Annotated in this window: 19 protein-coding genes; 12 read left to right on the top strand and 7 right to left on the bottom strand. The window is 70.4% G+C overall.

Annotated elements, in window-relative coordinates; genetic code table 11:
- The first annotated feature begins 152 nt into the window (after positions 1–152).
- Positions 153–1,649, top strand: a complete 1,497-nt coding sequence (locus FHS07_RS01940) for a histidine kinase N-terminal domain-containing protein (RefSeq protein WP_183418230.1) — start codon at positions 153–155, stop codon at positions 1,647–1,649.
- A 317-nt stretch (positions 1,650–1,966) separates the two neighbouring features.
- Here FHS07_RS01940 and FHS07_RS01935 read toward each other — a convergent pair whose 3' ends face one another.
- Positions 1,967–2,215, bottom strand: a complete 249-nt coding sequence (locus tag FHS07_RS01935) for a WhiB family transcriptional regulator (protein WP_013583608.1) — start codon at positions 2,213–2,215, stop codon at positions 1,967–1,969.
- 210 nt (positions 2,216–2,425) lie between these two features.
- On the opposite strand from FHS07_RS01935, the gene FHS07_RS01930 reads away from it, so the two are divergent.
- Complete coding sequence (locus tag FHS07_RS01930) at positions 2,426–2,806, top strand: histidine kinase (RefSeq protein ID WP_183418229.1); 381 nt, start codon at positions 2,426–2,428, stop codon at positions 2,804–2,806.
- Between the two features lie 333 nt (positions 2,807–3,139).
- Here the strand turns inward: FHS07_RS01930 and bcp are convergent, their stop codons facing one another.
- Genes bcp through aroA form a run of 3 tightly spaced genes read right to left on the bottom strand, consistent with a single transcriptional unit; the run spans position 3,140 to position 6,028 of the window.
- The gene (gene bcp, locus FHS07_RS01925; protein ID WP_183418228.1) at positions 3,140–3,613 is read right to left on the bottom strand and encodes a thioredoxin-dependent thiol peroxidase; all 474 of its coding nucleotides are present in this window, start codon (positions 3,611–3,613) and stop codon (positions 3,140–3,142) included.
- Positions 3,610–4,668, bottom strand: a complete 1,059-nt coding sequence (gene rsgA / locus FHS07_RS01920; protein ID WP_183418227.1) for a ribosome small subunit-dependent GTPase A — start codon at positions 4,666–4,668, stop codon at positions 3,610–3,612. Before rsgA ends, bcp begins: the two co-directional genes overlap by 4 nt.
- Positions 4,669–4,681: 13 nt before the next feature.
- Entirely contained in the window at positions 4,682–6,028 is a 1,347-nt protein-coding gene (gene aroA / locus FHS07_RS01915; protein WP_183418226.1) for a 3-phosphoshikimate 1-carboxyvinyltransferase, read from the bottom strand.
- A gap of 88 nt (positions 6,029–6,116) precedes the next feature.
- Between aroA and FHS07_RS01910 the strand changes: the two genes are divergently transcribed.
- Genes FHS07_RS01910 through FHS07_RS01890 form a run of 5 tightly spaced genes read left to right on the top strand, consistent with a single transcriptional unit; the run spans position 6,117 to position 12,187 of the window.
- The gene (locus FHS07_RS01910) at positions 6,117–6,743 is read left to right on the top strand and encodes a sigma-70 family RNA polymerase sigma factor (RefSeq protein ID WP_183419364.1); all 627 of its coding nucleotides are present in this window, start codon (positions 6,117–6,119) and stop codon (positions 6,741–6,743) included.
- Positions 6,740–6,982, top strand: a complete 243-nt coding sequence (locus FHS07_RS01905; RefSeq protein WP_183418225.1) for a zf-HC2 domain-containing protein — start codon at positions 6,740–6,742, stop codon at positions 6,980–6,982. The genes FHS07_RS01910 and FHS07_RS01905 overlap by 4 nt, the downstream gene beginning before the upstream one ends.
- A 52-nt stretch (positions 6,983–7,034) precedes the next feature.
- A complete protein-coding gene (locus FHS07_RS01900) occupies positions 7,035–8,339 on the top strand; it encodes a GNAT family N-acetyltransferase (RefSeq protein WP_183418224.1) in 1,305 nt (434 codons plus the stop codon).
- Positions 8,340–8,375: 36 nt separating this feature from the next.
- A complete protein-coding gene (locus tag FHS07_RS01895; protein ID WP_183418223.1) occupies positions 8,376–10,889 on the top strand; it encodes a bifunctional lysylphosphatidylglycerol flippase/synthetase MprF in 2,514 nt (837 codons plus the stop codon).
- The gene (locus FHS07_RS01890) at positions 10,886–12,187 is read left to right on the top strand and encodes an alpha/beta hydrolase (protein WP_183418222.1); all 1,302 of its coding nucleotides are present in this window, start codon (positions 10,886–10,888) and stop codon (positions 12,185–12,187) included. Before FHS07_RS01895 ends, FHS07_RS01890 begins: the two co-directional genes overlap by 4 nt.
- 120 nt (positions 12,188–12,307) lie before the next feature.
- Here the strand turns inward: FHS07_RS01890 and FHS07_RS01885 are convergent, their stop codons facing one another.
- A complete protein-coding gene (locus FHS07_RS01885; RefSeq protein ID WP_183418221.1) occupies positions 12,308–16,000 on the bottom strand; it encodes a multifunctional oxoglutarate decarboxylase/oxoglutarate dehydrogenase thiamine pyrophosphate-binding subunit/dihydrolipoyllysine-residue succinyltransferase subunit in 3,693 nt (1,230 codons plus the stop codon).
- Between the two features lie 169 nt (positions 16,001–16,169).
- Here FHS07_RS01885 and guaB1 point away from each other — a divergent pair, with 169 nt between their 5' ends.
- Entirely contained in the window at positions 16,170–17,630 is a 1,461-nt protein-coding gene (guaB1, locus tag FHS07_RS01880) for a GMP reductase (RefSeq protein WP_183418220.1), read from the top strand.
- On the opposite strand, the gene FHS07_RS01875 is transcribed toward guaB1, so the two are convergent.
- The gene (locus tag FHS07_RS01875) at positions 17,620–18,654 is read right to left on the bottom strand and encodes a glycoside hydrolase family 76 protein (RefSeq protein WP_183418219.1); all 1,035 of its coding nucleotides are present in this window, start codon (positions 18,652–18,654) and stop codon (positions 17,620–17,622) included. The two genes, guaB1 and FHS07_RS01875, sit on opposite strands and share 11 nt — an antisense overlap.
- A 156-nt stretch (positions 18,655–18,810) precedes the next feature.
- Between FHS07_RS01875 and FHS07_RS01870 the strand changes: the two genes are divergently transcribed.
- A complete protein-coding gene (locus FHS07_RS01870) occupies positions 18,811–20,151 on the top strand; it encodes a hemolysin family protein (protein ID WP_183418218.1) in 1,341 nt (446 codons plus the stop codon).
- On the top strand, positions 20,151–21,206 hold the full coding sequence (locus tag FHS07_RS01865; protein ID WP_183418217.1) for a hemolysin family protein: 1,056 nt from the start codon (positions 20,151–20,153) through the stop codon (positions 21,204–21,206). The genes FHS07_RS01870 and FHS07_RS01865 overlap by 1 nt, the downstream gene beginning before the upstream one ends.
- Positions 21,207–21,424: 218 nt before the next feature.
- Here the strand turns inward: FHS07_RS01865 and FHS07_RS01860 are convergent, their stop codons facing one another.
- On the bottom strand, positions 21,425–22,483 hold the full coding sequence (locus FHS07_RS01860) for an oxidoreductase (protein ID WP_183418216.1): 1,059 nt from the start codon (positions 22,481–22,483) through the stop codon (positions 21,425–21,427).
- Positions 22,484–22,512: 29 nt separating this feature from the next.
- On the opposite strand from FHS07_RS01860, the gene FHS07_RS01855 reads away from it, so the two are divergent.
- Positions 22,513–23,370, top strand: a complete 858-nt coding sequence (locus tag FHS07_RS01855; RefSeq protein WP_183418215.1) for an ADP-dependent NAD(P)H-hydrate dehydratase — start codon at positions 22,513–22,515, stop codon at positions 23,368–23,370.
- 85 nt (positions 23,371–23,455) lie between these two features.
- Positions 23,456–24,763: a glycosyltransferase family 87 protein gene (locus FHS07_RS01850; protein ID WP_183418214.1), complete on the top strand. Its 1,308-nt coding sequence runs from the start codon at positions 23,456–23,458 to the stop codon at positions 24,761–24,763.
- Positions 24,764–24,841 lie beyond the last annotated feature (78 nt).

Genomic DNA, 24,841 nt, shown 5'->3' with positions numbered 1-24,841 from the left:
ACCCGGCTCCCCGGGTGTCGTCCGCGCGTCCGTCTCCGGGTTCGCCCCGCCGGGGTCTCGGGCTCGCCGGGCGCTCACCCGACGGCTCATGCGCGCTCCTTCCTGCATCTCGTGAAAGCAGCGGTGTCGACCCTCTCCCGTAGGGTGGAAGGGTGTCGACACTCAGTGAACTCGTCTACGCCCAGGGCCGCTTCAGCGAGGCCGACGTGGAGTGGCTGCACCGCCTGGCCGGCGACGGACAACTGCTCGCCGATCTGGCCTTCGCCGACATCGTGATCTGGGTTCCCACCCCCGACGACTCGTTCGTCGCCGTCGCGCACACGCGCCCCGGGGGAGCTGCGACTCTGTTCTACCGCGACATCGTCGGAGATCGCGTGCGGCCACAATGGCGTACGCAGGTGCGAGACGCCTTCCAGAGCGGGCGCATCGTCGACTCGGCATCCCCTGACTGGTTCGAAGAGACGCCCACGCGTGTGCGCGCGGTGCCGATCGTGCGGGAGCTTTCGCGCGAGGGCGCGGCGGTCACCACCGTCGGCGTGCTGACCCGCCACACCAACCTCGGCGAGACGCGCACGCCGTCGCGTCAGCAGATCACCTTCAACGACTGCGCCGACGACGTGTTCCGCATGATCGCATCTGCCGAGTTCCCCGATCTCGCCGCCCCGACGGCTCCTCGTCGCGGCGCCCCTCGCGCCTCCGACGGGCTCATCCGTCTCGACGTCGACGGGATCACGACCTTCGCGAGCCCCAACGCGCTCTCGGCGTTCAACCGCATGGGCTTCGACGACGAACTCGAGGGTGAGTCGCTGGCCGAGGTGACGGCGCGCATCCTCCCCGCCAAGCGCCAGGACGTCGACGAGTCGCTCCCCGTCGTCGTCAGCGGCCGCGCACCCTGGCGCGCCGACATGGAGGCGCGGGGCGTGCAGGTGTCTCTGCGCACGATCCCCCTGCGCGATCGCGGAAACCGCATCGGCGCCATCGTGCTGAGCCGCGACGTCACCGAGATTCGTCATCAGGAGCAGGAACTCATCACCAAGGACGCGACGATCCGCGAGATCCACCACCGCGTCAAGAACAACCTCCAGACGGTCGCCTCGCTGCTGCGTATCCAGGCGCGCCGCACGCACTCCGACGAGGCCCGCGACGCCCTCACGCAGGCCATGCGTCGCGTGTCGGCCATCGCCGTGGTCCACGACACCCTGTCGGAGGGTCTCGCGCAGAACGTCGACTTCGACGACGTCTTCGCCCGTGTGCTGAAGCTCGTCGCCGAGGTGGCGGCGGCCCCGAACACCCGCGCGCGCACGCGCTCGACGGGCCAATTCGGCACCCTGCCGAGTCAGTTCGCCACCCCGCTCGCCCTCGCCCTCACCGAGCTCGTCACCAATGCCGTCGAGCACGGACTCGCCGGGCAAGAGGGCGACGTCGAGATCGCGGCGGAGCGCACGGGCGAGATGCTCGAGGTCAGCGTCCGCGACACCGGCGTGGGCCTGCCCGAGGGTCAGGTCGGGCGCGGCCTCGGCACGCAGATCGTGCGAACGCTGATCCAGGGCGAGCTCGGCGGCACGATCGACTGGCACACCCTCATGGGGAGCGGGACCGAGGTCACCATCGAGATCCCGTTGCGCTACATCGGCGGTGCGTCGGCCTGAGCCGGAGCTCTTCGGGCCCGGGCGCGAGAAACGGCATCCGCAGGCAGAAACGCGACGTCGAGGCGTTTACGCCCGCCGATCGCGTTTCTCGCCGCATGGCCGGGGGCAGACCGCGGTTCTTGCGGCATGGCCGGGCAGATCGCCGGCCTCGCGGCATGACCGCGCCGGTCGCCTTTGTCGCCGCGTGCCCGCAGATCGCGTCGGTCGCGGCGCGCGAAGCTCTCCGGGCTCGCGCGGTCCTCGAGCCGGGCGTCACGGCACGCGAAGAAGCCCACCCCCGTAGGGATGGGCTTCTTCGAACGACGGATGCCGCGGTGTCAGGAGGCGCGGCGTGCGCGGGCGGCGCGGCGCTTCAGGGCGCGACGCTCGTCTTCGCTCAGACCGCCCCATACGCCCGAATCCTGGCCGGACTCGAGGGCGTACTGCAGGCAGACCTCGGTGACGGTGCAGCGTGCGCAGACCGACTTGGCCTTCTCGATCTGGTCGACCGCGGGGCCGGTGTTGCCGACGGGGAAGAACAGCTCGGGGTCGACTGTCAGGCAGGCTGCTTTGTCGCGCCAATCCATAGGGGTGCTCCTTGTTACAGAAATTTTGGTCGATTCGGCACCGGCTATCGGGTCCGGTACCCTGGTGGGAACGCGAGCGATTGCTCGCCCCACTTCGCTGTGGGAGCACACGGCTTGTTCCATGCTCCCATAGCGATTCCGCCTGATCAAGAGGTAACCGGTAGGTTTCCGGATCGTAACGGGCCAGCGGCGCCCTTCGGAGGGTTTCGGATGCCGGTTCGATTCGCGGCCGCAGTGCTCCTCGGACTCGAGGCCCTCGGCATCCTGGCGCTCGCCGGATGGCAGGTCGTCGCGCTGATCGGCGGAGACACCGACTCGGTGGTGAGCTCGATCGCCCTCATCGTCCTGACGATCATCGGCGCGGCCATCGTCGGAGCGTTCGGTGTCGGGACGGCGCGCGACGCCTCCGCGGCGCGCTCGGGCGGCATCGTGACGCAGCTGCTGATCCTGTCGGTCGCCATCGGCGCGATCACCGGGGAGTGGGCGGCCCCCACCGCCGCCCTGCTCATCGCCCTCCCGGCCGTCATCGGGCTGGTTCTGCTCGTGCTGGCCGTGCGCCGTGCCGCACCGCAGCGTCGCGACGACGACTGACCGTTCTCCAACGCCCCGCGAGCCCAGCTTCGCCTCGGCCCCGGGATTCACGTCGTCTGCCGCGCATCCCCGGCGCGCTGTGCCCGTCGTTCGCGGTGCCCTTCCTCGGCGGTCGGCGTCTCTGCCGACACGGTCCCATCCGCCCTCGAGCACTCCGCGACACAACGCAGGAGATCCGGTGCCTCGGAGGGCGGCACCCCGTGCGGGAACGGCGTGGGCCCGGAGGACCGCGACGGATCTCCTGCGTTGTGTCCGCCGCTGGGCTGTGGCCGTGCCCCCGCGACAAACCCCGCCGATCGCGAGGGCGATGGCGGGGTTCGAGGTGGATCGGGTTCAGGCGGCGGCGAGGCCGAGAGTCTTGCGCAGACGCGCGACGTGGCCGGTCGCCTTGACGTTGTAGAGCGCCTCGACGATGTTGCCGTCTTCGTCGATGACGAAGGTCGAGCGCAGCACGCCGGTCACGGTCTTGCCGTAGTTCTGCTTCTCACCCCAGGCGCCGTACGCCTCGTGCACCGTGTGCTCGGGATCGCTGAGCAAGGGGAAGGTGAGGCCGTCGCTGTCGCGGAACGCCCGAAGCTTCTCGGGGATGTCGCGAGAGAGACCGAGAACCGTGTACCCGGCTCCCTGCAGCGACGCGAGGCTGTCGCGGAAGTCGCACGCTTGCGTCGTGCAGCCGGGCGTCTGGGCGGCCGGGTAGAAATACAGGATCACGCGGCGGCCACGGAAGTCGCTGAGCGAGACGGGGTGCTCGTCTTGGTCGAGCAGGGTGAAGTCGGGGGCGGTGTCGCCCTTGTCGAGGTTCGTCACCCCTCCAGCCTAGAACGCTCGATCGCTTGGAACGTCGTCAACAGGCGGTGCAGCGAGTCGAGGCGCGCCTCGGCTCCGGAGCCCAGACGACCGGATGCCACGGCCTCGGCGATCGCGCAATCCGGTGCATCGGGGAGGTGGGTGCAGCCGCGGGGACAGTCCTCCGCCGCCTCAGCGAGGTCGGTGAAGGCGCCGAGCACGTGGGCGGGGTCGACGTGGCCGAGACCGAACGAGCGCACGCCCGGGGTGTCGATGACCCAGCCGGATCCGGCAGGTCCCCGATACCGCAGGGACACGGCAGACGATGACGTGTGCCGTCCTCGACCGGTGACGACGTTGACGTGCCCGATCGCACGCTCCGAGCCGGTCAGCGCGTTGACGAGCGTGGACTTGCCGACGCCGGAGTGTCCGACGAAGACGGTCGAGTGCCCGGCGATCGCCTCCCCGATCTCGTCCAACGGCATGGCGCCCTGTGCGCTGGTGAAGACGCGCAAGTCGATGCCGGTGAAGTGCGCCAGGAACTCGGTGGGGTCGGCCAGGTCGGTCTTCGTCACTACGAGCAGTGGACGGATGCCGGCGTCGAGCGCGGCGACGAGATATCGATCGACGAGCCGTTCGCGGGGCTCGGGGTCGGCCGCGGCGACCACGATCAGCATCTGGTCGGCGTTGGCGACGATCACCCGCTCGACCTGATCGGTGTCGTCGGCGCTGCGGCGGAGGAGAGAGGTGCGCTCCTCGATGCCGACGATGCGGCCGAGCGTGCCCTCGCCGCCGGTCAGGTCGCCGACGACCCGTGCGCGGTCTCCGTTGACGATCGGCTGCTTGCGCAGTTCGCGGGCGCGGGTCGCGAGCATGCGGCGCTCGTCGGGTCCGTCCTCGTCGACGAGCACGGTGTAACGGCCGCGGTCGACGCCCAGGACCCGGGCGATCTGCGCGTCGGCGTGGGCCGGGCGACGCTTGGTGCGGGGCCGGTTCGCCTTGGGGTTCGGTCGCGATCGGATGGACGACTCGTCGTAGGTGAGATCGTCGTCGTCGTCATCGGTGAGCCAGCTCACGCGTGCGTCCTGTTCACGCGTCGACCGAGGCGTCCGTGCCGAGCATGGCGTGCCAGAGCGCGACGAACTGGGGGAGGGTCTTGGCCGTCGTCCCGATGTCGTCGACCTGCACGCCGGGGACGCGGAGTCCGATGAGGGCGCCCGTCGTGGCCAGACGATGATCGTGGTGAGCCTTCCACTCGCCGCCGACCAGGGTGCGAGGGACGATGCGGATGCCGTCTTCGAGCTCGTGGGCCTCGCCGCCGAGCGCACGCAGATTGCCGACGAGGGCGGCGATGCGGTCGGTCTCGTGCCCGCGGATGTGACCGATGCCGTGCAGCGTCGTGGGACCGTCGGCGAAAGCCGCCAGGCCGAAGAGCGTCGGGGCGAGTTCACCCGCCGCGGAGAGGTCGAGGTCGACACCCAGGATGCCGTGGTCGCCGGCGGCGACGGTGAGGGCGCCGCCGCGGCGGCTGACGCGCGCACCCATCTCGGCGAGGATGTCGACGAGCAGAGCGCCGGGCTGTGTGCTGTGGAGCGGCCAGCCCGTGACCGTGACCGAGCCGCCCGCCACCATCGCCGCGGCCAGGAAGGGCGAGGCGTTCGAGAGGTCGGGCTCGATCGCGACGTCTTTGGCGCGGACCGGCCCCGCGGGGACGATCCACTCGCCCGGAGCCGGACGCTCCACGTGGACGGCGCGGTGGGCGAGCGCCTCGACGGTCATGTCGATGTGCGGGACGCTCGGAAGCCGCGAGCCGACGTGGCGCAGCCGCAGGCCCACATCGAAGCGCGGCGCGGCCAGGAGCAGGCCCGAGACGAACTGACTCGACTGGCTCGCATCGATCTCGACCTCGCCGCCGCGAACGTGACCGTGTCCGCGGACCGAGAAGGGCAACGCCCAGTGGCCGCCGTCGTCGATGTCGACACCCACGTCGCGGAGCGCGCGTATCATCGCGCCCATCGGGCGGTGCAGGGCGCTCTCGTGCGCCGTGACGTGCACGTCACCTCGTGCGAATCCCGCCAGCGGGGTGACGAAGCGCATGACGGTGCCGGCTTGACCGCAGTCGATCGTGGTACCGCCGAGGAAAGAGGATGGGGGAGTGATCAGCAGGTCGGGTCCGAAGGGCGAGTCGGTGTCGATCTCGTCGATCCCCACGCCCAGCGCCCTCAGGGCGTCGATCATGCGCGCCGAGTCGTCGGAGTGCAGAGGGGCGTGCAGCGTGCCCGGGCCGTCGGCGATCGCGGCGAGCACGAGTTCGCGATTGGTCAGCGACTTCGAACCCGGCACGGTGACCGCGGCATCCACGGGACCGGTGGCGACAGGCGCGTCCCACGCGCCGCGAGGCGTGGCGGCGGAAGGGGAATACCCGAGTGGATTCATCGGTTCCTAGCCTACTGAAAGGGGACGACACGTGACCGCACTTCTCGAGCGAGACAGCCCGCCGGCGAGCATCCCGGCGGCCTTCGACATGCCCGACGTAGACTGGCGCGCGATGGACGACACCGCAGAAGCGGGCTCGCAGGCCGAGCCGCGCGCACAGTTCGAAGAGCAGGCTCTGCCCTTCATGGACCAGCTCTACGCCGCGGCGATGCGCATGACGCGCAATCCCGCCGACGCGGCCGACCTCGTACAGGAGACCTTCGTGAAGGCCTTCGGTTCGTGGGCGTCGTTCACGCAGGGTACGAATCTCAAGGCGTGGCTGTACCGCATCCTGACGAACACGTACATCAACACGTATCGCAAGAAGCAGCGCGAGCCGTACCAGAGCGCCATCGACGACCTCGAGGACTGGCAGCTCGGCGGCGCCGAGTCGACCACCGCGAGCAGCGCACGTTCAGCCGAAGCCGAAGCGATCGACCACATGCCGGCATCCGTCGTCAAAGACGCCCTGCAGTCGATTCCCGAAGATTTCCGGATGGCGGTGTACCTCGCCGACGTCGAGGGGTTCGCCTATCAGGAGATCGCCGACATCATGAAGACTCCGATCGGCACGGTCATGAGCCGTCTGCACCGCGGACGACGCCTCCTGCGCGACCTGCTGTCGGACTACGCCAAGGAGCGCGGCATCAAGGCCGCGACGGGAGAGAAGAAATGAGCGACTGCGGCTGCGACAAGGCACGGCGCGATCTGGAGGAGTACCTCCGCAACGAGGTCTGCAAGACCGAGGCGAATGACATCCGTCAGCACCTCGAGAACTGTCCCGGATGCCAGGACGAAGCCCTCGTGGCCCGCACCCTGACCGACGTGGTCGCGCGGGCGTGCAAAGAGACCGCCCCCGACGAGCTGCGCGATCAGGTGCTCGCGCGCCTGCGGGCGATCCAAGCCACCCACTGACGCCGCGCGGCGCCCCCCGGTGGGTGTCGGAGGGGGTCCGTAGGCTGGGGTCATGGCATCCATCGACCCCCTGACGCTGCCCCTCGACCAGACCTCCGCCGATGACCTCGCGGCCGCCGGGCTCGAATACGCCCGGGTGGATGCCGATGGCGACGCGTATCGGCCGTTCCAACGGGCCGTGGCGCGAGGTTTCCTCGGCGGTGAGTCCACCGACGATGAGGCCGAGAACGCCCGCCTGACCCTGCGCACCCGCCGACTCACCGCCGTCTACGACCGCGACGGGGTGGAGGCCGGGGTGCCCGTAGGCACCGTCGACTCCTGGGCGACCGAGCTCACCACCTCGCCGGGGCGACAGACCGACCTCTGGGCCATCAGCGCCGTGACGGTGGCACCGACCCACCGGCGTCGGGGGATCGCCCGGGCGATGCTGGGTGGCGAGCTGCGCACGGCGGCGGCGGCCGGTTTCGCCCTCGCGGGCCTGACCGTGACCGAGGCGACCATCTACGGCCGCTGGGGCTTCTCGCCGGCCACGTGGGCCTCCGATGTCGAGATCGACACCACCCGTGCCCGATGGACGGGTCCGACCCCCGCCGGTCGCCTCGACTTCGTGCCGCGCGACGGCCTCGCCGACAGGATCGGTGCCGTCCACGATCGCGTGCGTCGGCAGCGCCCCGGATCGGTGCCCGGGTGGGATGGACGCTGGCGAGGGGTCGCGGGTGTCGCCCCCGGAGACAAGCAGGGCGAGAAGGTGCGCGCCGTGGTGTACCGCGACACAGAGGGAGTCGACCGCGGCATCGTCGTGTACACGATCGCCGATCGCGATGATTTCGCGGCGCACGACCTCGACGTGCGGGCGCTGTTCGCTGAGTCGCCCGACGCCTATGCCGCCCTGTGGAGGTTCGTGCTCGAGCATGACCTGGTCGGCACGGTGAAGGCCTGGCTGCAGGCGCCCGTGCCACCCGTGCAGTGGATGGTCGCCGACCGCCGCGCGGTCACCGCGACCCTGACCGACCACCAGTGGCTGCGGATCCTCGACGTGCCCCGTGCCCTCGCCTCGCGCGCGTACACCGCGCCGCTGCGGGTGGCGATGCGCGTGACCGATCCGCTCGGGTTCGCCGACGGCGCGTGGCACGTGGTCATCGCCGACGACGGCGAGGCTGTGGTCGAACCCGTCGCCGACGGCGACGCGATCGACGTCGAGATGACCGTCAACGCCCTCGGATCCATCCTGCTCGGCGGCACGCGCGTCACCGAGCTGGCCGCGGCGGGGATCGCCTCGGGGCAACCCGGCGCCCTCGCGGCGATCGACCGTTCCTTTGCACCGTCTATGACTCCGCTTCTCGACATCTGGTACTGATGCCCGCCCCGCTGCTTAGCTCGTAGGCTTTCGCCGATGTCCGAAACAGCCACAGCCGCGCCCGGCGCGCGCACGCCCTCTCGCCTGCGGGCGGTGGGTCCCTACCTCCGCAGGTATCTCGCCCGCAATCCCGTCGCCGTCAGCGCTGCCGTGATCGTGATCGCCGCGGCGGCGGCGACCGGATCGCTGTGGAACGACGGGGGAGCCCTCGTCTGGGGCGCAGGTCCCCTGGCCACGTTCGCGAGCGGTCGTTGGTGGACGGTGCTCACCGCGCTCGTCGTGCCGGATTCGGCCGTGGACGCGGCGGCGTCCGTGCTGCTCGCCCTGACGGTCCTCGCCTACGGTGAACGTCTGCTGGGGGCACGCCGCACGGCGCTGCTCCTGGCGGTGACGGGGCTCGCGGGCCTGCTTCTGGGCATCGGCCTGCACGCCGTGGCCTGGACGGTGACAGACCTGCGACCCGTCGTGGCCGCTGAAGTCCCCGTGCTCGACCCGACGACGCCCATCGCGGGCGCGGTCATGGCGGCCTCGGCGTTCGCGACCACGCTGTGGCGGCGCCGACTGCGGCTGGTCGGCTTCGCGCTGCTCGCGCTCTTCGCCCTGTACGCCGGCGATGCCGACTCCTGGTACCGGCTCACCGCCGCCGCGATCGGCCTCGCCGTCGGCGCGGTCCTGGCGCGGGGTCGCGAGCGGCGGTCGTGGCACCGCAGTTCCACGAGGGAGAGCCGCACGCTGCTGGCGCTGCTGGTCGCCGTGGTCGGCAGCGGGCCGATCGTCGCGTTGGTCAGCGGCGGCGGTCGTGGCCCGCTGTCCCTGGTCGTCGATGCGTACACCCAGTACGACGACGAGGTGCTCGCGCAGTGCGGAACGGTTGCCGCGTCGGTGTGCGATGAGCAGGTCGCCCTCCTCATGACGCGCGGCGCGGGGCCGGCACTGCTGGCCATCACCCCGCTCGTCCTGCTGCTGGTCGCGGCGTGGGGGTTGCGGCAGGGTCGCCGCGCGGCATGGGTCGTCGCGGTGTTCGTGCTCGTGGCATCCGCGGTCCTTCCCCTCGTCTCGCTCGCCGACGGTCGCCTGCGCATCGACCCCTGGGTCGACGGCAGCGGCGCGGAGTACGTCCTGTGGGCGATCGCGAGCGTGGTCATCCCGCTCGTGCTCGCAGCGGCGCTGGTCATCGCCCGCGCGCGGTTCTCGGTGCGCGCGACGCCGAAGGCCGCGAAAGCCGTGGCGGTCGTGCTCACGGGGGCATTCCTCGCCTGCGCGACGACGCTCTTCGCCGTCGAAGCCATCGGAAAACGCGCGTTCGATCGTGAGGTCTCCTTCTTCGACCTCCTCTCGGTGACATTGCGACGTTTCCTGCCACCCGCGTTCACCCACCCGGGAGGCTCGACCGCGTTCCCCCACAGCGGCCCCGCCCTCTTCGCCTACCAGTGGATCGGCGTGCTGTTCTGGATCATCGTGGTGGCATCGATCCTGTGGCTCTACCGCCGGGTGCAGCGCCCCGACGCGGGCGACGACGGCCGGTACCGCGATCTGCTCCGTCGCGGTAGCGACACCCTCGGATTCCTGGGCACCTGGTCGGGCAATCGTCACTGGTACTCCGAGGACGGAGAGTGCGCGGTCGCCTATCGGCTCTCCGGCGATGTCGCCCTCGCCGTCGCCGATCCCCTCGCGCCGGCGGGGCGGCGCCCCGAGGCGCTGAGAGGGTTCACCGACTATTGCGTCGAGCACGGGTGGATCCCCGCGTTCTACAGCGTGCACGCCGACACCCTGCGCGACCTCGTCGACCTGGGATGGCGCCACGTGCCGGTCGGCGTCGAGACCGTGATGGATCTGCCGGGGCTCACTTTCGCCGGCAAGGCCTGGCAGAAGGTCCGCCAACCCCTCACCCGCGCCGAGCGGGAGGGCTACACGGCCGTCTGGTCGCGTTGGCACGAGCTCACCGTGTCGCAGGCGTCGCAGGTCGTCGCCATCGACGAGGAGTGGGTCGCCGATCGGGCGCTTCCCGAGATGGGCTTCACGCTCGGGTCGCTCGACGAGCTGCGCGACCGAGACGTGCGGCTCCTGCTCGCCGTCGGTCCCGATGAGCGCATCGAGGCGGTCACGAGCTGGATGCCGAGCTGGACCGACGGTGAGATCACGGGGTGGACCCTCGATTTCATGCGACGCCGCACGGACGGTCCCAACGGGATGATGGAGTTCCTCATCGCCAAGGCCGCCCTGCAGCTGCAGGAGGAGGGTGCGACGCTGCTGAGCCTGTCGGGTGCCCCGCTCGCGGACGACCCGGAAGAGGCGGTCGAGGGTGACCCGGCCCCGCTCCGCGCTCTGCTGCGCTGGCTCGCCGAGGTGCTGGAGCCGGCGTACGGCTTCGCCTCGTTGTTCCGCTTCAAGGGCAAGTTCCGCCCGCGCTACCGTCCGCTCGCCCTCGCCTACCGCGACCCGCTGCAGTTGCCGGGCATCGGGGCAGCAGTAGGACGCGCGTACCTGCCCGACGCCTCACGACGTGAGATGGTCGCGCTCGCGCGGACGGCGTGGGAGGGGCGTCGGTGAACAGATTCATCCTCTCGCTCGAGCTGATCGACTCTCCGCTCCTGCTCGTCAGCGCCGCCGTCGCCGTTCTCGGACTGATCGCGGTGATCGTGTGGCCGCACCGACGCCTCGTCCTCACGCTGTCGATCGGGGTCGCTGCGGGGATCGTGATGTTCGTGATCGCGAAGATCCTCGAAGCGATGGACACCTTCCAGGGCCCGCTGCCGGGCGCGGCGATCTGGTGGGCGTCCGGAGCGGTCGCCGCCATCGCCGTCGGCATCGTCGGGATCTTCCGCAGCCCCCGGGTGCGCCGCGTCGCGGGCGTCGTGACGGTCATCTCGGCACTGCTTGCCGGCATCCTCGGCGTCAACACAGCGTACGGCGTGACGCACAACCTCGCCGCGATCCTCGGCGTGCAGGCACTCGACCCGGCGTCGTTGCCGCAGCAGAGCGCCGCCGCCGGTGATCCGGCGACGCTGTACAGAACGTGGCAACCACCCGCCGACATGCCCGCGAAGGGATCGGTGAGCGCGCTGACCGGCAGCACGAAGATCCCCACCGGGCAGTACGCCGCGCGTGACGCGTCGCTGTACCTTCCCCCCGCGGCCCAGGTCGCGAACCCACCGGCCCTGCCCCTGCTGGTGTTCATGATGGGTCAGCCCGGCTCGCCCGACCCCACCTCGTTGGCGAAGGCTCTCGACACCTTCGCCGCCGCGAATAACGGGCTCGCCCCGATCGCCATCGTGGTCGACCAGCTCACCGCGCCCGATCTCGACCCCTCGTGCGTCGACTCCGCGAAGTACGGAGCGGTCGCGACGTACATCAATCAGCTCGTGCCGCAGTGGGCCGAGCAGAACCTCAACATCGTCAAGGACCGCCATTACTGGACGATCGGCGGCTTCTCGAACGGGGGGTCGTGCGCCGCGATGTACGGCTCACGGTATCCCGAGACCTGGGGACAGATGCTCGACGTGATGGGCAACGAGTTTCCCGGCTCGGAGCACGTCGCCGAGACGGTCGCCGACGTGTACAACGGAGATGCGGCCGCGTTCCAGTCCGCCAAGCCGTCGGTGATCATGGGCGCCGCGCCCGCCGGGACCTACACCGGGCACACGGCGATCTTCACCTGGGGCAGTGCCGACACCACCTATGGTCCCGGGCAGCTGTCGAACTCCCAGGCGGCGGACGCCGCGGGCTTCACGACCCTGACGTACATCGTGGAGGGGGGCGGACACACGGGCGAGACGCTCGACGCGAGCCTCGCCTGGGCCATCCCGGCACTCGCCCCCACACTCGGGTTGGCCGCCCCGCCATCGTGAACCGACCGTCCTCGGTGGCGGACGCAGCGTCGTCCACCCGTGGCGGTGTCGGTCCTCCACGCCGGACACCACGACGAAAGGCCCGGTCGACGTATCGACCGGGCCTTTGGCAGCGAGGGATCAGCTCCCCAGCGCTTCTTTCATGATCGCGGCGTGCTCGTTGGCGTGCACCTTCGGCGAGCCTGTCGCCGTGGAGGCGGCGGACGCACGGGAGATACGGCGGACCGGGCGACCACCGAGCTGGTCGGCGACCTCGAGGGCGATGAACGGCCACGCCCCCTGGTTCTCGGGCTCGTCCTGCACCCAGGCAAGTTCTGCGTTCGGGTATTGCGCGAGCACCTGGTTGAGTTCGTCGATCGGGGCGGGGTAGTACTGCTCCACCCGTACGAGTGCGATCTCGGGGTTGGGGTTCTTGTCGAGCTCGGCGCGCAGGTCCCAGTGGATCTTGCCGGCGTGCAGGAGCACGCGCTTCACGGCACCGCGGTCGATGCCGCGATCGTCGTCGAGCACGGGCTCGAATCGGCCCTCGAGGAAGTTCTCGACGGGGCTCGTCGCACCGCGCAGACGCAGCATGGCCTTCGGCGTGAACACCACGAGCGGGCGGCGCGGGCGCTGGTAGGCCTGACGGCGCAGCAGGTGGAAGTACGACGCGGGCGTCGAGGGGCGAGCGACGATCATGTTGTCTTGCGCGCACATCTGCAGGTAACGCTCGATGCGTGCCGACGAGTGGTCGGGGCCCTGGCCCTCGTAGCCGTGGGGGAGCAGCAGCACGACGCTCGACTGCTGCGCCCACTTCTGGTCGGCCGAGGAGATGAACTCGTCGATGACCGACTGGGCGCCGTTGGCGAAGTCGCCGAACTGGGCCTCCCACAGCACGAGCGCGTCGGGGCGCTCGACCGAGTAGCCGTACTCGAACGCCATGGCCGCGTATTCGCTGAGCAGCGAGTCGTACACCCAGAAGCGTCCCTGGTTCTCGCTGAGGTTGGCCAGCGGCAGCCACTCCTGCCCGTTGCTGCGGTCGTGCAGCACCGAGTGACGCTGCACGAAGGTGCCGCGCCGCGAGTCCTGCCCGGCGAGACGCACCGGGGTGCCCTCCATCAGCACGGAACCGAAGGCGAGCAGCTCACCGAAGGCCCAGTCGATGTTGCCGTTGCGGCTCATGTCGAAGCGTTTGTCGAGCAGCTGCTGCAGCTTGGTGTGCACCGTGAAGCCGTCGGGCTTGTTCACGAAGGCGTCGCCGATGTGCTGCACGACCTCGCGCGACACCCCGGTCGTCTCGGGTGCACCCACGGCCGGCTCGTCTGTCGCGTCGACGGTGACGACCGGGTTGGCGCCCGTTTCGGCCTCGTGCGTGTCGGCGAAGGCGACCTCGAGGCGGTTCTGGAAGTCCTGCTTCGCCTGCTCGTACTCGTCCTCGGTGATGTCGCCACGGCCCACGAGGGACTCGGTGTACAACCGGCGGACGGAGCGCTTCGCCTCGATGAGGTTCGTCATCAGCGGCTGCGTCATCGAAGGGTCGTCGCCCTCGTTGTGGCCGCGGCGGCGGTAGCACACGAGGTCGATGACGATGTCGCGGTGGAACTCCTCGCGGTACTGGAACGCCAGTTCGGCCGCGCGGACGACGGCCTCGGGGTCGTCTCCGTTCACGTGCAGGATCGGCGCCTGGATCGTCTTGGCCACGTCGGTGGCGTACACCGAGGTGCGTGCATCGTTCGGCGTGGTGGTGAAGCCGACCTGGTTGTTGACCACGACGTGGATCGTGCCGCCGGTACGGTACCCGCGCAGTTGCGACATCTGCAGCGTCTCGACCACGACGCCCTGGCCTGCGAACGCGGCGTCGCCGTGCACGAGGATGGGAAGCCACGAGAAGGTGCCGATGGGCTTGCGGTCCTGCTTGGCGCGGACGATCCCCTCGAGCACGCCGTCGACGGTCTCGAGGTGCGAGGGGTTGGCGGCGAGATACACGGGCAGCTCATCGCCGGCGTCGCCGACGAAGGTGCCTTCGGTGCCGAGGTGGTACTTCACGTCGCCCGACCCGCGCTTGCTGCCGATGGCGACCGCGCCCTCGAACTCGCGGAAGACGTGACCGTAGGTCTTGCCCGCGATGTTGGTGAGCACGTTCAGGCGACCGCGGTGGGCCATGCCGATGGCCGCCCCGTCGAGGCCGACCGTGGCCGCGCCCTGCAGGATCTGGTCGAGCAGCGGGATGAGCGACTCGCCGCCCTCGAGGCTGAAGCGCTTCTGCCCGACGTACTTGGTCTGAAGGAACGTCTCGAACGCCTCGGCCTGGTTGAGCTTGGACAGGATGCGCAGCTGCTCGTCGTGACCGGGCTTGGTGTACTTGACCTCGACGTTGCGCTGGAACCACTGGCGCTGCACGGGGTCTTGGATGTGCATGTACTCCAGACCCATGGTGCGGCAGTAGGAGTCGCGCAGCACGCCGAGGATGTCGCGGAGCTTGGCGACGCGCTTGCCGCCGAGACCACCGGTGACGAACTCCCGGTCGAGGTCCCAGAACGTCAGGCCGTGCTGCTCGATCTCGAGGTCGGGGTGCGTGCGCTGGACGTACTCGAGCGGGTCGATGTCGGCCATCAGGTGACCGCGCACGCGGAAGGAGTTGATGAGCTCCTGCACGCGGGCGCTCTTGTCGATGCGCTCGGAGATGTCGACGCTGATGTCGGCGGCCCAGTGGATGGGGGCGTAGGGGATGCGCAGCGCCGAGAAGATGTCGTCGTAGAAGCCGCGCTGCCCGATGAGCAGTTCGTGCACCTTCTTGAGGAATTCGCCCGAGCCCGCACCCTGGATGACGCGGTGGTCGTAGGTGCTGGTGAGGGTGATCGTCTTGCCGATCGCCAGCTCGTTGAGCGTCTTCTCGCTCGCACCCTGGAACTCGGCGGGGTAGTCAAGCGCGCCGGCGCCGATGATGGCGCCCTGGCCGCGCATGAGGCGCGGGACGGAGTGGACCGTGCCGATGCCGCCGGGGTTGGTCAGTGAGACCGTCGTGCCCTGGAAGTCGCCGGGGGTGAGCTTATTGCCGCGGGCTCGGCGCACGAGATCTTCGTACGAGGCGAGGAACTCGCCGAACGTGAGGGTGTCGGCGCGCTTGATGCTCGGCACCAGCAGCGCGCGCGAGCCGTCGGGCTTGGGCATGTCGATCGCGATGCCGAGGTTGACGTGCGCGGGCGCCACGACCGACGGCTTGCCGTCGATCTCGGCGTAGTACACGTTCTGGCTCGGGAACTCCTTCAGCGCCTGGATCAGTGCCCAGCCGATGAGGTGCGTGAAGCTGACCTTGCCGCCGCGCGTGCGGGACATGTGGTTGTTGATGACGATGCGGTTGTCGATCATCAGCTTCGCGGGGATGGTGCGCACGCTGGTTGCGGTGGGCACCGTCAGCGAGTCGTCCATGTTAGACGCCAGCGCCTTCGGCATGCCCTTCAGGACCGTGACGCGATCTTCTTCGGTGCTCTCGGAGCGCGCCGAGGGAACGGCGTTCGGCGCCTGCGCCGGGATCGGCTGCGGCTTGGCGGGCTTCGCGGTGGTGCGCGCCACCGGTGCCTGACCGACGATCGGGATCGGGGCGGTCATGGGCTTGGGCTCGGAGCCCGCCTGCGCCGGAGGCGCCGCGGGCGGGGGAGCAGCGGCGGAAGACCCGTCGACGACCGGGTGGTACGCCTCCAGGATCGGCCACCAGGCCTTGTCTACGGAGTGCTTGTCGACTTTGAACTGCTCGTAGAGTTCGTCTACGAGCCATTCGTTCGCGCCGAACTCGCCCTCGCTCGAAGTACCGACGCCCGTCACCTGGCTCGACACAGTCGATCGCCTGCTTTCCTCGATGAAGATTCCTGTGGATGCAGAGACGTCCCCGTCCGTGCTCGAGCCAGCCTAGCCGAGGTTGCCGAAGCAGCCCGGGCCTTTACGGGGCCTTTACTTTCACATCCCTCAGGGTCGTTCATCCGAATCGTGTGGTGAGGTGGATGCCATGGAGTTCTCCGGCGCCCAGCCCGATGTCGACCTGACGTACTCGGACGTGTTCCTCGTTCCCCGTCATTCCGAGGTGCGCAGCCGCCTCGACGTGGATCTCGCCCCCGCCGACGGCAGTGGGGCGACCCTGCCGCTGGTCTCGGCCAACATGAACTCGGTGACGGGAACGCGGCTCGCCGCGGCCCTCGCGCGTCGGGGCGGGCTCGGCGTCCTCCCGCAGGACCTCGCCCTGCCCGACCTGCTCGACGCGGTCGAGTGGGTGAAGTCGCGGCCCGTCGCGTGGGATGCGCCCCTCGTGCTGCCTCCGAGCGCGACGGTGGCAGACGCGCGCCTCCTGCTGCCGCCGGTACCCGGTCACGGCATCGTCGTCGCCGAGACCCGAGGGGGCGGCATCGTCGACCTCGCAGACTTCCGCGGCATCGTGCCCGCCCCGCGCCTGGCGACGGCGCTTCTGGATGCCACGCTCGGCGACATCACGCGCGGCGAGACCCCCGTGATCGAGGCGCACCGTGTGGGCGACCCGCGGACGGTGTTCGCCCTGATCGAGGAGTCCGGCACCGACGTCGTCGCGGTCGTCGACGGCGACCGCGTGGTGGGGACCCTGTCGCTACGCAGCGCCCTGCGCGACTCCGTCTACCGTCCGGGCGTCGACGCCGACGGACGGCTCATCGTCGCCGCGGCCGTCGGCATCAACGGCGACGTCACCGGCAAGGCGCGCGCGCTCGCGGACGCCGGTGTCGACGTCCTCGTGGTCGACACCGCCCATGGGCACCAAGCGCAGATGCTCCGCGCACTGCGCGAGATCGCGGCTCTCGACCTCGGCATCCCGATCGCCGCCGGAAACGTCGTCACCGCCGAAGGCGTGCGCGACCTCACCGACGCGGGCGCGACGATCCTCAAGGTCGGCGTGGGACCGGGTGCGATGTGCACGACGCGCATGATGACGGCGGTGGGGCGCCCGCAGTTCTCCGCCGTGCTCGAGACGGCCCAGGCGGCGCGCAGCGTCGGCGCGCACGTGTGGGCCGACGGCGGGGTGCGCTACCCGCGGGACGTCGCGCTGGCGCTGGCCGCGGGCGCGGCATCCGTCATGATCGGGTCGTGGTTCGCCGGCACGATCGAATCTCCCGGCCGGCTCCGAACCGACGATGCGGGCCGGCTCTTCAAGGAGTCGTGGGGCATGGCATCCACCAAGGCGGTGCAGGGCCGATTCGGGCGCCTCGATCCTTTCGAGCGCGCCCGTAAGGAACTCTTCGCCGAGGGGATCTCGTCGTCGCGCATCTACCTCGACCCCCAGCGCCCGGGCCTCGAAGACCTCCTCGACATGATCACCTCGGGGGTGCGCTCCTCGTTCACGTACGCCGGCGCGTCGACGGTCGCGCAGTTCCACGAGCGCGCCCGGGTGGGCCTGCAGTCCGCGGCCGGTTACGAAGAGGGAAAGGCGCTCCCCGTCAGCTGGTGACCAGGCCCGCCACGGCCACATCGGCCTCGAGGGTGATCCACGCCCCCAGTTGCACCGAGAGATCGAGGTCTTCGCCGGTTCCGCGGGCCGCGCGTCGGGGGTCCGCGGCGAACAGTCCCGCGCGTCGTCCTCTCCACAGGGCGTCGGCGTTGCGGTGGACCAGATCGCGCGCGGTGCGGGAGACAGCGCGGTGCTCGTCGTTCGCCTCGTGGTCGGCGAACCACACCGCCGCCTCCGCGAGATAGCGAGCCAGGATGCCGGCGAACAGACCCCCGTCGCCGCCTCCCGCAGAGGGGAAGAGTCCTCCGTCAGCGTCGCACCAGCGCGCGACGGCGTGGACCAGGGATGCCGCGCGCGCCTCGTGCGCCTCCTGGGCGCCTGCGTCGGGGGCACCCCCTGCCAGGGCGAGAGCGGAGCCGATCGCGACGCCCTGGTTGTAGGTCCACAGCTCGGGGCGGACGGCGCCGTTCTCCACGCCGTCGCGCACCAGTCCCGTCGTCGGGTCGTGGAGGACCGCGGCGACCCACGCGTCGAGGTCGACCGCCGATCCCCGGCGCGCGGACCACGCCAGCGCGATCGCCGCGGGCCCGTTGGCGGGGGCGTTGTACAGCGCGCTGCCGACCGCCCACGGCAGAGCCCCCACCGTGGGATCGACGGCCTCGTCGAGCCGTCGGACGAGGCGGTCGATGCGTCGGTCGTTCAGGTCGTGGTGCTGCAACGCCAGGGTCATCCAGGCGACGTCGTCGTAGAACGGCGTGGTCCAGCGCCCCAGCGTCCGCACCGTGACACCGCGGTGCAGCGCGCGCTGCAGACGCTTGCGCCGGGGATCCGGTCGGTGCTGCTCGGCGTCGTGGAAGACGTGGAACAGGTGCGCATGCCACCAGTAGTGCCACGTGCGCGAGCCCGCGACGCCCGGTGTCGCGGCGTGCGCCCACGCGACCGGTCCGTAGCGATGGACGTAGCGGCGGACCACGGCCGATTCGGCCGCCATGGCGCGTGCCTGCGCCGGAGATGTCGCATCCATCTCCCCATCCTCCACAGGTCGTCGCGTGTGGGGGATACGCGTGCCGCTCCCTCGTGGCTGCCATAGAATCATCGGCACGATGGACGACCCTCCCAGTTGTAGACCCGAGCCCCGAAACCCCTCTTCCGCCGAGCGATCGAGCGGGGGTGACGACTGATGGAATTCGTCATGCTGGGCGTGGGGCTTCTTCTGACGGTAGGCACAGGACTCTTCGTCGCGAGCGAGTTCGCGCTGGTCAACCTCGACCGCGCCGATCTCGAGGCGCGCCGCGACGCGGGCGAGTCGCGGCTCTCGCTGACCATCGACGCACTCCGCATCACCTCGACCCACCTGTCGAGCGCGCAGCTGGGAATCACGCTGACCACGCTCCTCACCGGGTACACCATGGAACCGGCGATCTCGAGCCTGCTGCGCCCCCTCTTCCAGACGGGGGGACTGCCCGAGGCGCTGATCGTCCCGCTCGCCGCGGTCATCGGTGTCGCTTTCGCGACGGTGCTGTCGATGATCCTCGGCGAACTCGTGCCGAAGAACTTCGCCCTCGCCATTCCGCGGCAGACCGCGAAGCTCGTCATCCCGTTCCAGGTGGCCTTCACCGCCGTCTTCAAGCCAGCGATCGTCGTGCTCAACGGCAGCGCCAACGGGGTGCTGCGCGCCATGGGCGTCGAGCCCAAGGAGGAGCTGTCGGGTGCTCGCTCGGCCGAGGAGCTGTCGAGCCTGGTCCGACGCTCGGCGAACGCCGGGATGCTCGAGAAGGACACCGCCTCGCTCCTCGATCGCAGCCTCACCTTCGCGCGCCTCAGCGCGGCCGACGTCATGACCCCCCGCCCGAGCGTGCACGCGCTCGCCGCGGGCGATCCCGCCGACGACGTCGTGCAGCTCGCGCGACGCACCGGCCACAGCCGCTTCCCCGTGTACGACGAGTCGATGGACGACATCGTCGGCGTCGTCCACCTCAAGGCGGCCATCGGCGTGCCCCGCGAGAAGCGCGGAGAGGTGCCGGTCGCGGCGCTGTCGACCGAGCCGCTGCGCGTTCCCGAGACCGTCCGCCTCGACACCCTCGTTTCCGAACTGCGCTCGCGGGGATACCAGATGGCGATCGTCGTCGATGAGTACGGCGGTACCGCCGGTGTGGTGACCCTCGAAGACCTCGTCGAGGAGATCGTCGGCGAGGTCCTCGACGAGCACGACCGCTCGCGCGCCGGCGTGGTGCGTTCGGCGGCATCCCTCACCTTCCCCGGCGACCTGCGACCCGACGAGGTGCTCGACCGCGCCGGTGTCCGGGTGCCCGAGGGCGAGGTCTACGACACCGTGGGCGGATTCATCATGGCCGCGCTCGAGCGCATCCCCGTCGTGGGCGACACCGTGAACCTCGACGACGGCATCCTGGCCGTGCAGCGCATGGACGGCCGCCGTGTCGACCGGGTGCAGTTCACCCCCACCCCGCGGGAGCAGAACGTCGACGACCTCGTCCGCGCGGCGAAGGGCGGTGATCAGTGATGAGCGACTGGGCCGGAATCGCCTGGCTGGTGGTGCTCCTCATCGCCAACGCCTTCTTCGTCGGCGCAGAGTTCGCCGTCATCTCGGCGCGCCGCTCGCAGATAGAGCCGCACGCCGACCGCGGGTCGCGCGCCGCCAAGACCGCGCTGTACGCCATGGAGCACGCCACCCTCATGCTGGCGACGTGTCAGCTCGGCATCACGATCTGCTCGCTGCTGATCCTGAACGTGTCGGAGCCGGCCATCCACCACCTGCTGGCCGGTCCCCTCGGGCTCACCGGGCTCCCCGAGGCCGCGGTCGACGTCGCCTCCTTCGTCGTGGCGCTGCTGATCGTGTCGTACCTGCACGTCGTGTTCGGCGAGATGGTGCCCAAGAACCTCGCGTTCACGCTGCCCGACCGCGCTGTGCTCATGCTGGCTCCGCCCCTGGTGGCGGTGTCGAAGGCGTTCTACCCGATCATCGTCGCGTTGAACTGGACGGCGAATCACGTGCTGCGCCTGTTCCGTGTGGAGCCCAAGGACGAGGCCGCCTCGACCTACACGCTCGACGAGGTGGCGACGATCGTGACGCAGTCGCGTCGTGAGGGCGTGCTCGACGACTCCGCCGGCACCGTCCGCGCGGTCGTCGAGTTCACCGAGAAGAAGGCCGCCGACATCGCGGTGCCGATGGGCGCGCTGGTCACGCTTCCGGAGACGACGACCCCGGCCGAGATCGAGCGTGCCGTGGCGCAGCACGGCTATTCGCGCTATGTGATCGTCGATGAGATCGGCAACCCGACGGGCTACGTGCACCTGAAAGACGTGCTGCGTGCCGCGGAAGGGGCGGATGCCGACATGCTCCGACCCATTCCGGGAAAGCGCATCCATCACATGGTGTCGATGTTGGAGACGACGGATCTCGAGGATGCGCTCGCCCTCATGCGCCGCTCGGGGCGGCACCTCGCACAGGTGCGCGACGAGCAGGGCGACGTCAAGGCGGTGCTGTTCCTCGAGGACGTCATCGAAGAGCTCGTCGGCGAAGTGCAGGACGCCACCGAGCGTCGACGGTTCGTCTAGACGACGACACCGGATGCCGCGGGGCGAAGGCCTCGTGGCATCCGGTGACCCGTTCGTGCGGGCAAGAGATGACCCGCGTCCGTCGAGATGTCGCGATGCAGACGGAGAAGCGCGTGATCTCGGCAGACGCGCGAGCTCTCGCCGGGGTCGTGGGCGCCGCGGGGCGCGGGCCGGGCGGGGTCGCCGCCGCGCGGGCGGAGCGGGCCGGGCGGCGAGGGTCAGTACGCGCGGAGGTACTGCGCGGGGGCGGGCGAGTCCGCACCCAGGACCGCGGCAGCGCGAAGGGCGTAGTGGGGGTCGCGAAGCCATTCGCGTGCCGACATGACCGCGTCGGCGCGGCCGTCGGCGACGATCTGCTCGCCGAACGTCGGGTCGTCGATCATGCCGACGGCGCTCACGAGCAGGCCGGTCTCGCGGCGGACCGTCGCCGCGTACTCGACCTGATAGCCGGGACCCGGGACGATGCGCTGGTGGGGCACGAGCCCGCCGCTGGAGACGTCGATGAGGTCGGCGCCCGCCTCGGCCACGAGCCGGGCGGCGGCGACGGTGTCGGCGACGTCCCACCCGCCCTCGGCGGCATCGGTCGCCGAGAAGCGCACGAACAGCGCGGCCTCCGGAGCTGCAGAGCGAACGGCCTCGGTCACCCGCAGGAGGAGACGGACCCGGTTCTCGAACGATCCGCCATAGGCGTCGGTGCGGGTGTTCGTCAGCGGCGAGAGGAACTGATGCAGCAGGTAGCCGTGGGCGGCATGCACCTCGACGACCTCGAACCCGGCTCGGACGGCGCGGCGGGCGGCATCTGCGAAGTCGGTCACCACGCCGTCGATCGCCGCGGCATCCAGTGCAACCGGCTCGGCGTACGAGCCGTACGCCATCGCAGACGGGCCGACGGTGGTCCATCCGCCCGCGTCCCGGGAGACGGATCCGCGCTCGCCGGAGAGCGGCGACGTGGTCGAGGCCTTCCGTCCGGCATGGCTCAGCTGCACGCCCGCGACGGCACCGCGGGAACGGACCGCCGCGACGATCGGCGCCCATGCCTCGGCCTGCGCATCGTTCCACAGGCCCGCGTCGTCGGGCGAGATACGACCCTCGGGCGAGACCGCGCTCGCTTCGGCGATCACCAGGCCCGCCCCTCCCGCGGCGAATTGGGCGAGGTGAACGTGGTGCCAATCGTTCGGCATCCCGTCGACAGCGCTGTACTGGCACATCGGCGACACCCACAGTCGGTTTCGCATCTCGATACCGCGGATGGACAGGGGTGTGAAGAGGGCGCTCACGGGGGACCTTTGCGTTCTAGGGTGACGCCATGACGGCGAAGGACTGGAGCGGGCTGGACGCCGCCCGCACACTGCGGAGGCCAACCGCGGACGACGACAAGTATTCCCGCGGCGTCGTCGGGATGCGCACGGGGTCCACGCGGTATCCGGGTGCTGCGGTGCTCGGGGTCGAAGCGGCGTGGCGGGCGGGTACCGGGATGGTCCGATACCTCGGCCCCCCGCGCGCGCAGGATCTCGTGCTGCAGCGCCGGCCCGAGACGGTCACCGTCGACGGGCGCGTGCAGGCGTGGGTGATCGGTTCGGGAACGGATGCCACCGAGCGAGACGCCGCCGAGACGGCCCTCCTCCGCGGCATCCTGCAGGGCGACCTGCCGGTCGTCGTCGACGCCGGGTCGCTGGACCTCGTGCCGGGCGCCGCGGCGTCGGTCATCGTCACGCCGCATGCCCGTGAGATGGCCCGTCTGCGGGATGCCCTGGGGCTCCCCGCGGTCGCCATGGCGGACCACGACGCACGCGAGCGCGCGGCGCGGGAGACGGCGGACGCGATCGGCGGCGTCGTGCTCCTGAAGGGGGCGGTGACCATCGTCGCCGCGGCGGGCGGATGGAGTCGCCACGTGTCGACGGGGACGCCCTGGCTCGCCACCGCGGGCACCGGCGATGTACTGGGCGGAGTCCTCGGGGCGGTCACCGCCGGGGCCGTCGCCGCCGGACGCACCGACCTGGAAGAGCTGGCAGCGTGCGCGGCGACCTCGGCGTGGCTGCACGGTCGCGCCGGTACGGCGGCGTCCCTCTCCCACGGGAGCGCGGGCGGTCCGATCACCGCGCTCGATGTCGCCGACGCGCTGCCCGGCGTCGTCGCCGCCCTGCTCGGAGACTCGATCGCATAACGTTCGTGCGCTCCTCGCCCGTCCTGGCGCGAGAGCGCCCGGCCCTCGGCGGGGGCGCTCAGGCGGCCCCGTTTAGGATTACCCGGTGCTGAGGCGTGTCGTTCCCCTGTTGATCGCGTTCGTCGCCGTGCATGTCGTCGTGGCGGTGCTGGGCTACCAACAGCCCAACGAGCCGATGGGCGACGTGTACCTGGTGTACGAGCCGTGGTCGCGGTGCGCCCTGTTCGGCGGTGTCGACGTGACCTCGTGCACGCGCAGCGACACCTGGCAGTGGCCCGGCATCACCGAGAAGTGGATCTACCCGCAGCTCGCGTTCCTGCCGATGACCTTCGCCTGGGCGTTCGCATGGGCCATCAGCTACACCCCGGCGTGGGCGCTGACGGTATCGCTGTTCAACCTCGTCGCCTTCCTGGTGCTCGTCGGCGACGCTCGCTCGCGCGGACGCGTGGTCGCGGCGTGGTTCTGGCTCGCGGCCATCCTGCTGATCGGCCCCGTCGGCCTCTACCGCATCGACGGCATCACCGTGCCCCTGGCCCTCCTGGGCGGCATCTGGATGCTGCGTCGTCCGTTCCTGGCATCCGTGCTGCTGTCGATCGCCGTGTGGATGAAAGTGTGGCCGGCGGCCATCCTCGCGGCAGGGCTCGTCGTCATCCGTCGCCGCCTGGCGCTGGTATGGGGCGCGGTGGCCGTGTCGCTCGCGACGATCATCCCCGTGGTGGCTCTGGGCGGTGCCCCCTTCGTCTTCGGATTCGTCGGCGATCAGACCTCACGCGGCATTCAGATGGAGGCGCCCGTGGGCGGCCTCTACATGTTCCTCGCCGCCTTCTACGTGCCCGGCAGTGAGGTGTACTACGACGGCGACGTCCTCACCTTCCAGGTGACCGGGCCGGGAGCCGAGCCGCTGATCGCGGCGATGACACCGATCATGCTGCTCGTCATGGCGGGCGTGGCGGGCGTCGGGGTGTGGAAACTGCGTCACGGTGCGACCTTCCTGAGTCTCTTCCCGCCGTTGTCGCTCGCGCTGGTCACCGCCTTCATCGCCCTGAACAAGGTGGGATCGCCCCAGTACTACGTGTGGCTGTTCGCGCCCGTCGCGCTCGGCTTGATGCTCGATCGTCGTCGCTGGTACGCCTTCGCCGGGATGACGCTGGTGATCGCCGGTCTCACGCAGTGGATGTACCCGCTGCTGTACGACGGCCTGATGGCCACGCACCCCAACCCGTTCCCCGTGGTCGTGCTCGAGGTGCGCAACCTTCTCGCCCTGGCGCTGCTGGTGTGGGCGGTCGTGCGTGTCGTGAAAGCCCCCGTCGGGCGCGTGCGCCCACCCGCGGGGCTGCGCGAGATCGTCACGGGGCGGCGGCCGGTGCCACCGCGCGTGCCTGCCCGACCGTGACCCCGCACGCGCGATGAGCGCAGAGGCCGGCCCGCCTCGGGGCGTTCCGACCGCCTCGCCACGGGGGAGAACGGCTCG

Origin of the sequence: Microbacterium proteolyticum (genome assembly GCF_014192415.1) — a bacterium.
Lineage (GTDB): Bacteria > Actinomycetota > Actinomycetes > Actinomycetales > Microbacteriaceae > Microbacterium > Microbacterium proteolyticum.
This window is presented reverse-complemented; position numbering and strand designations above follow the sequence as displayed.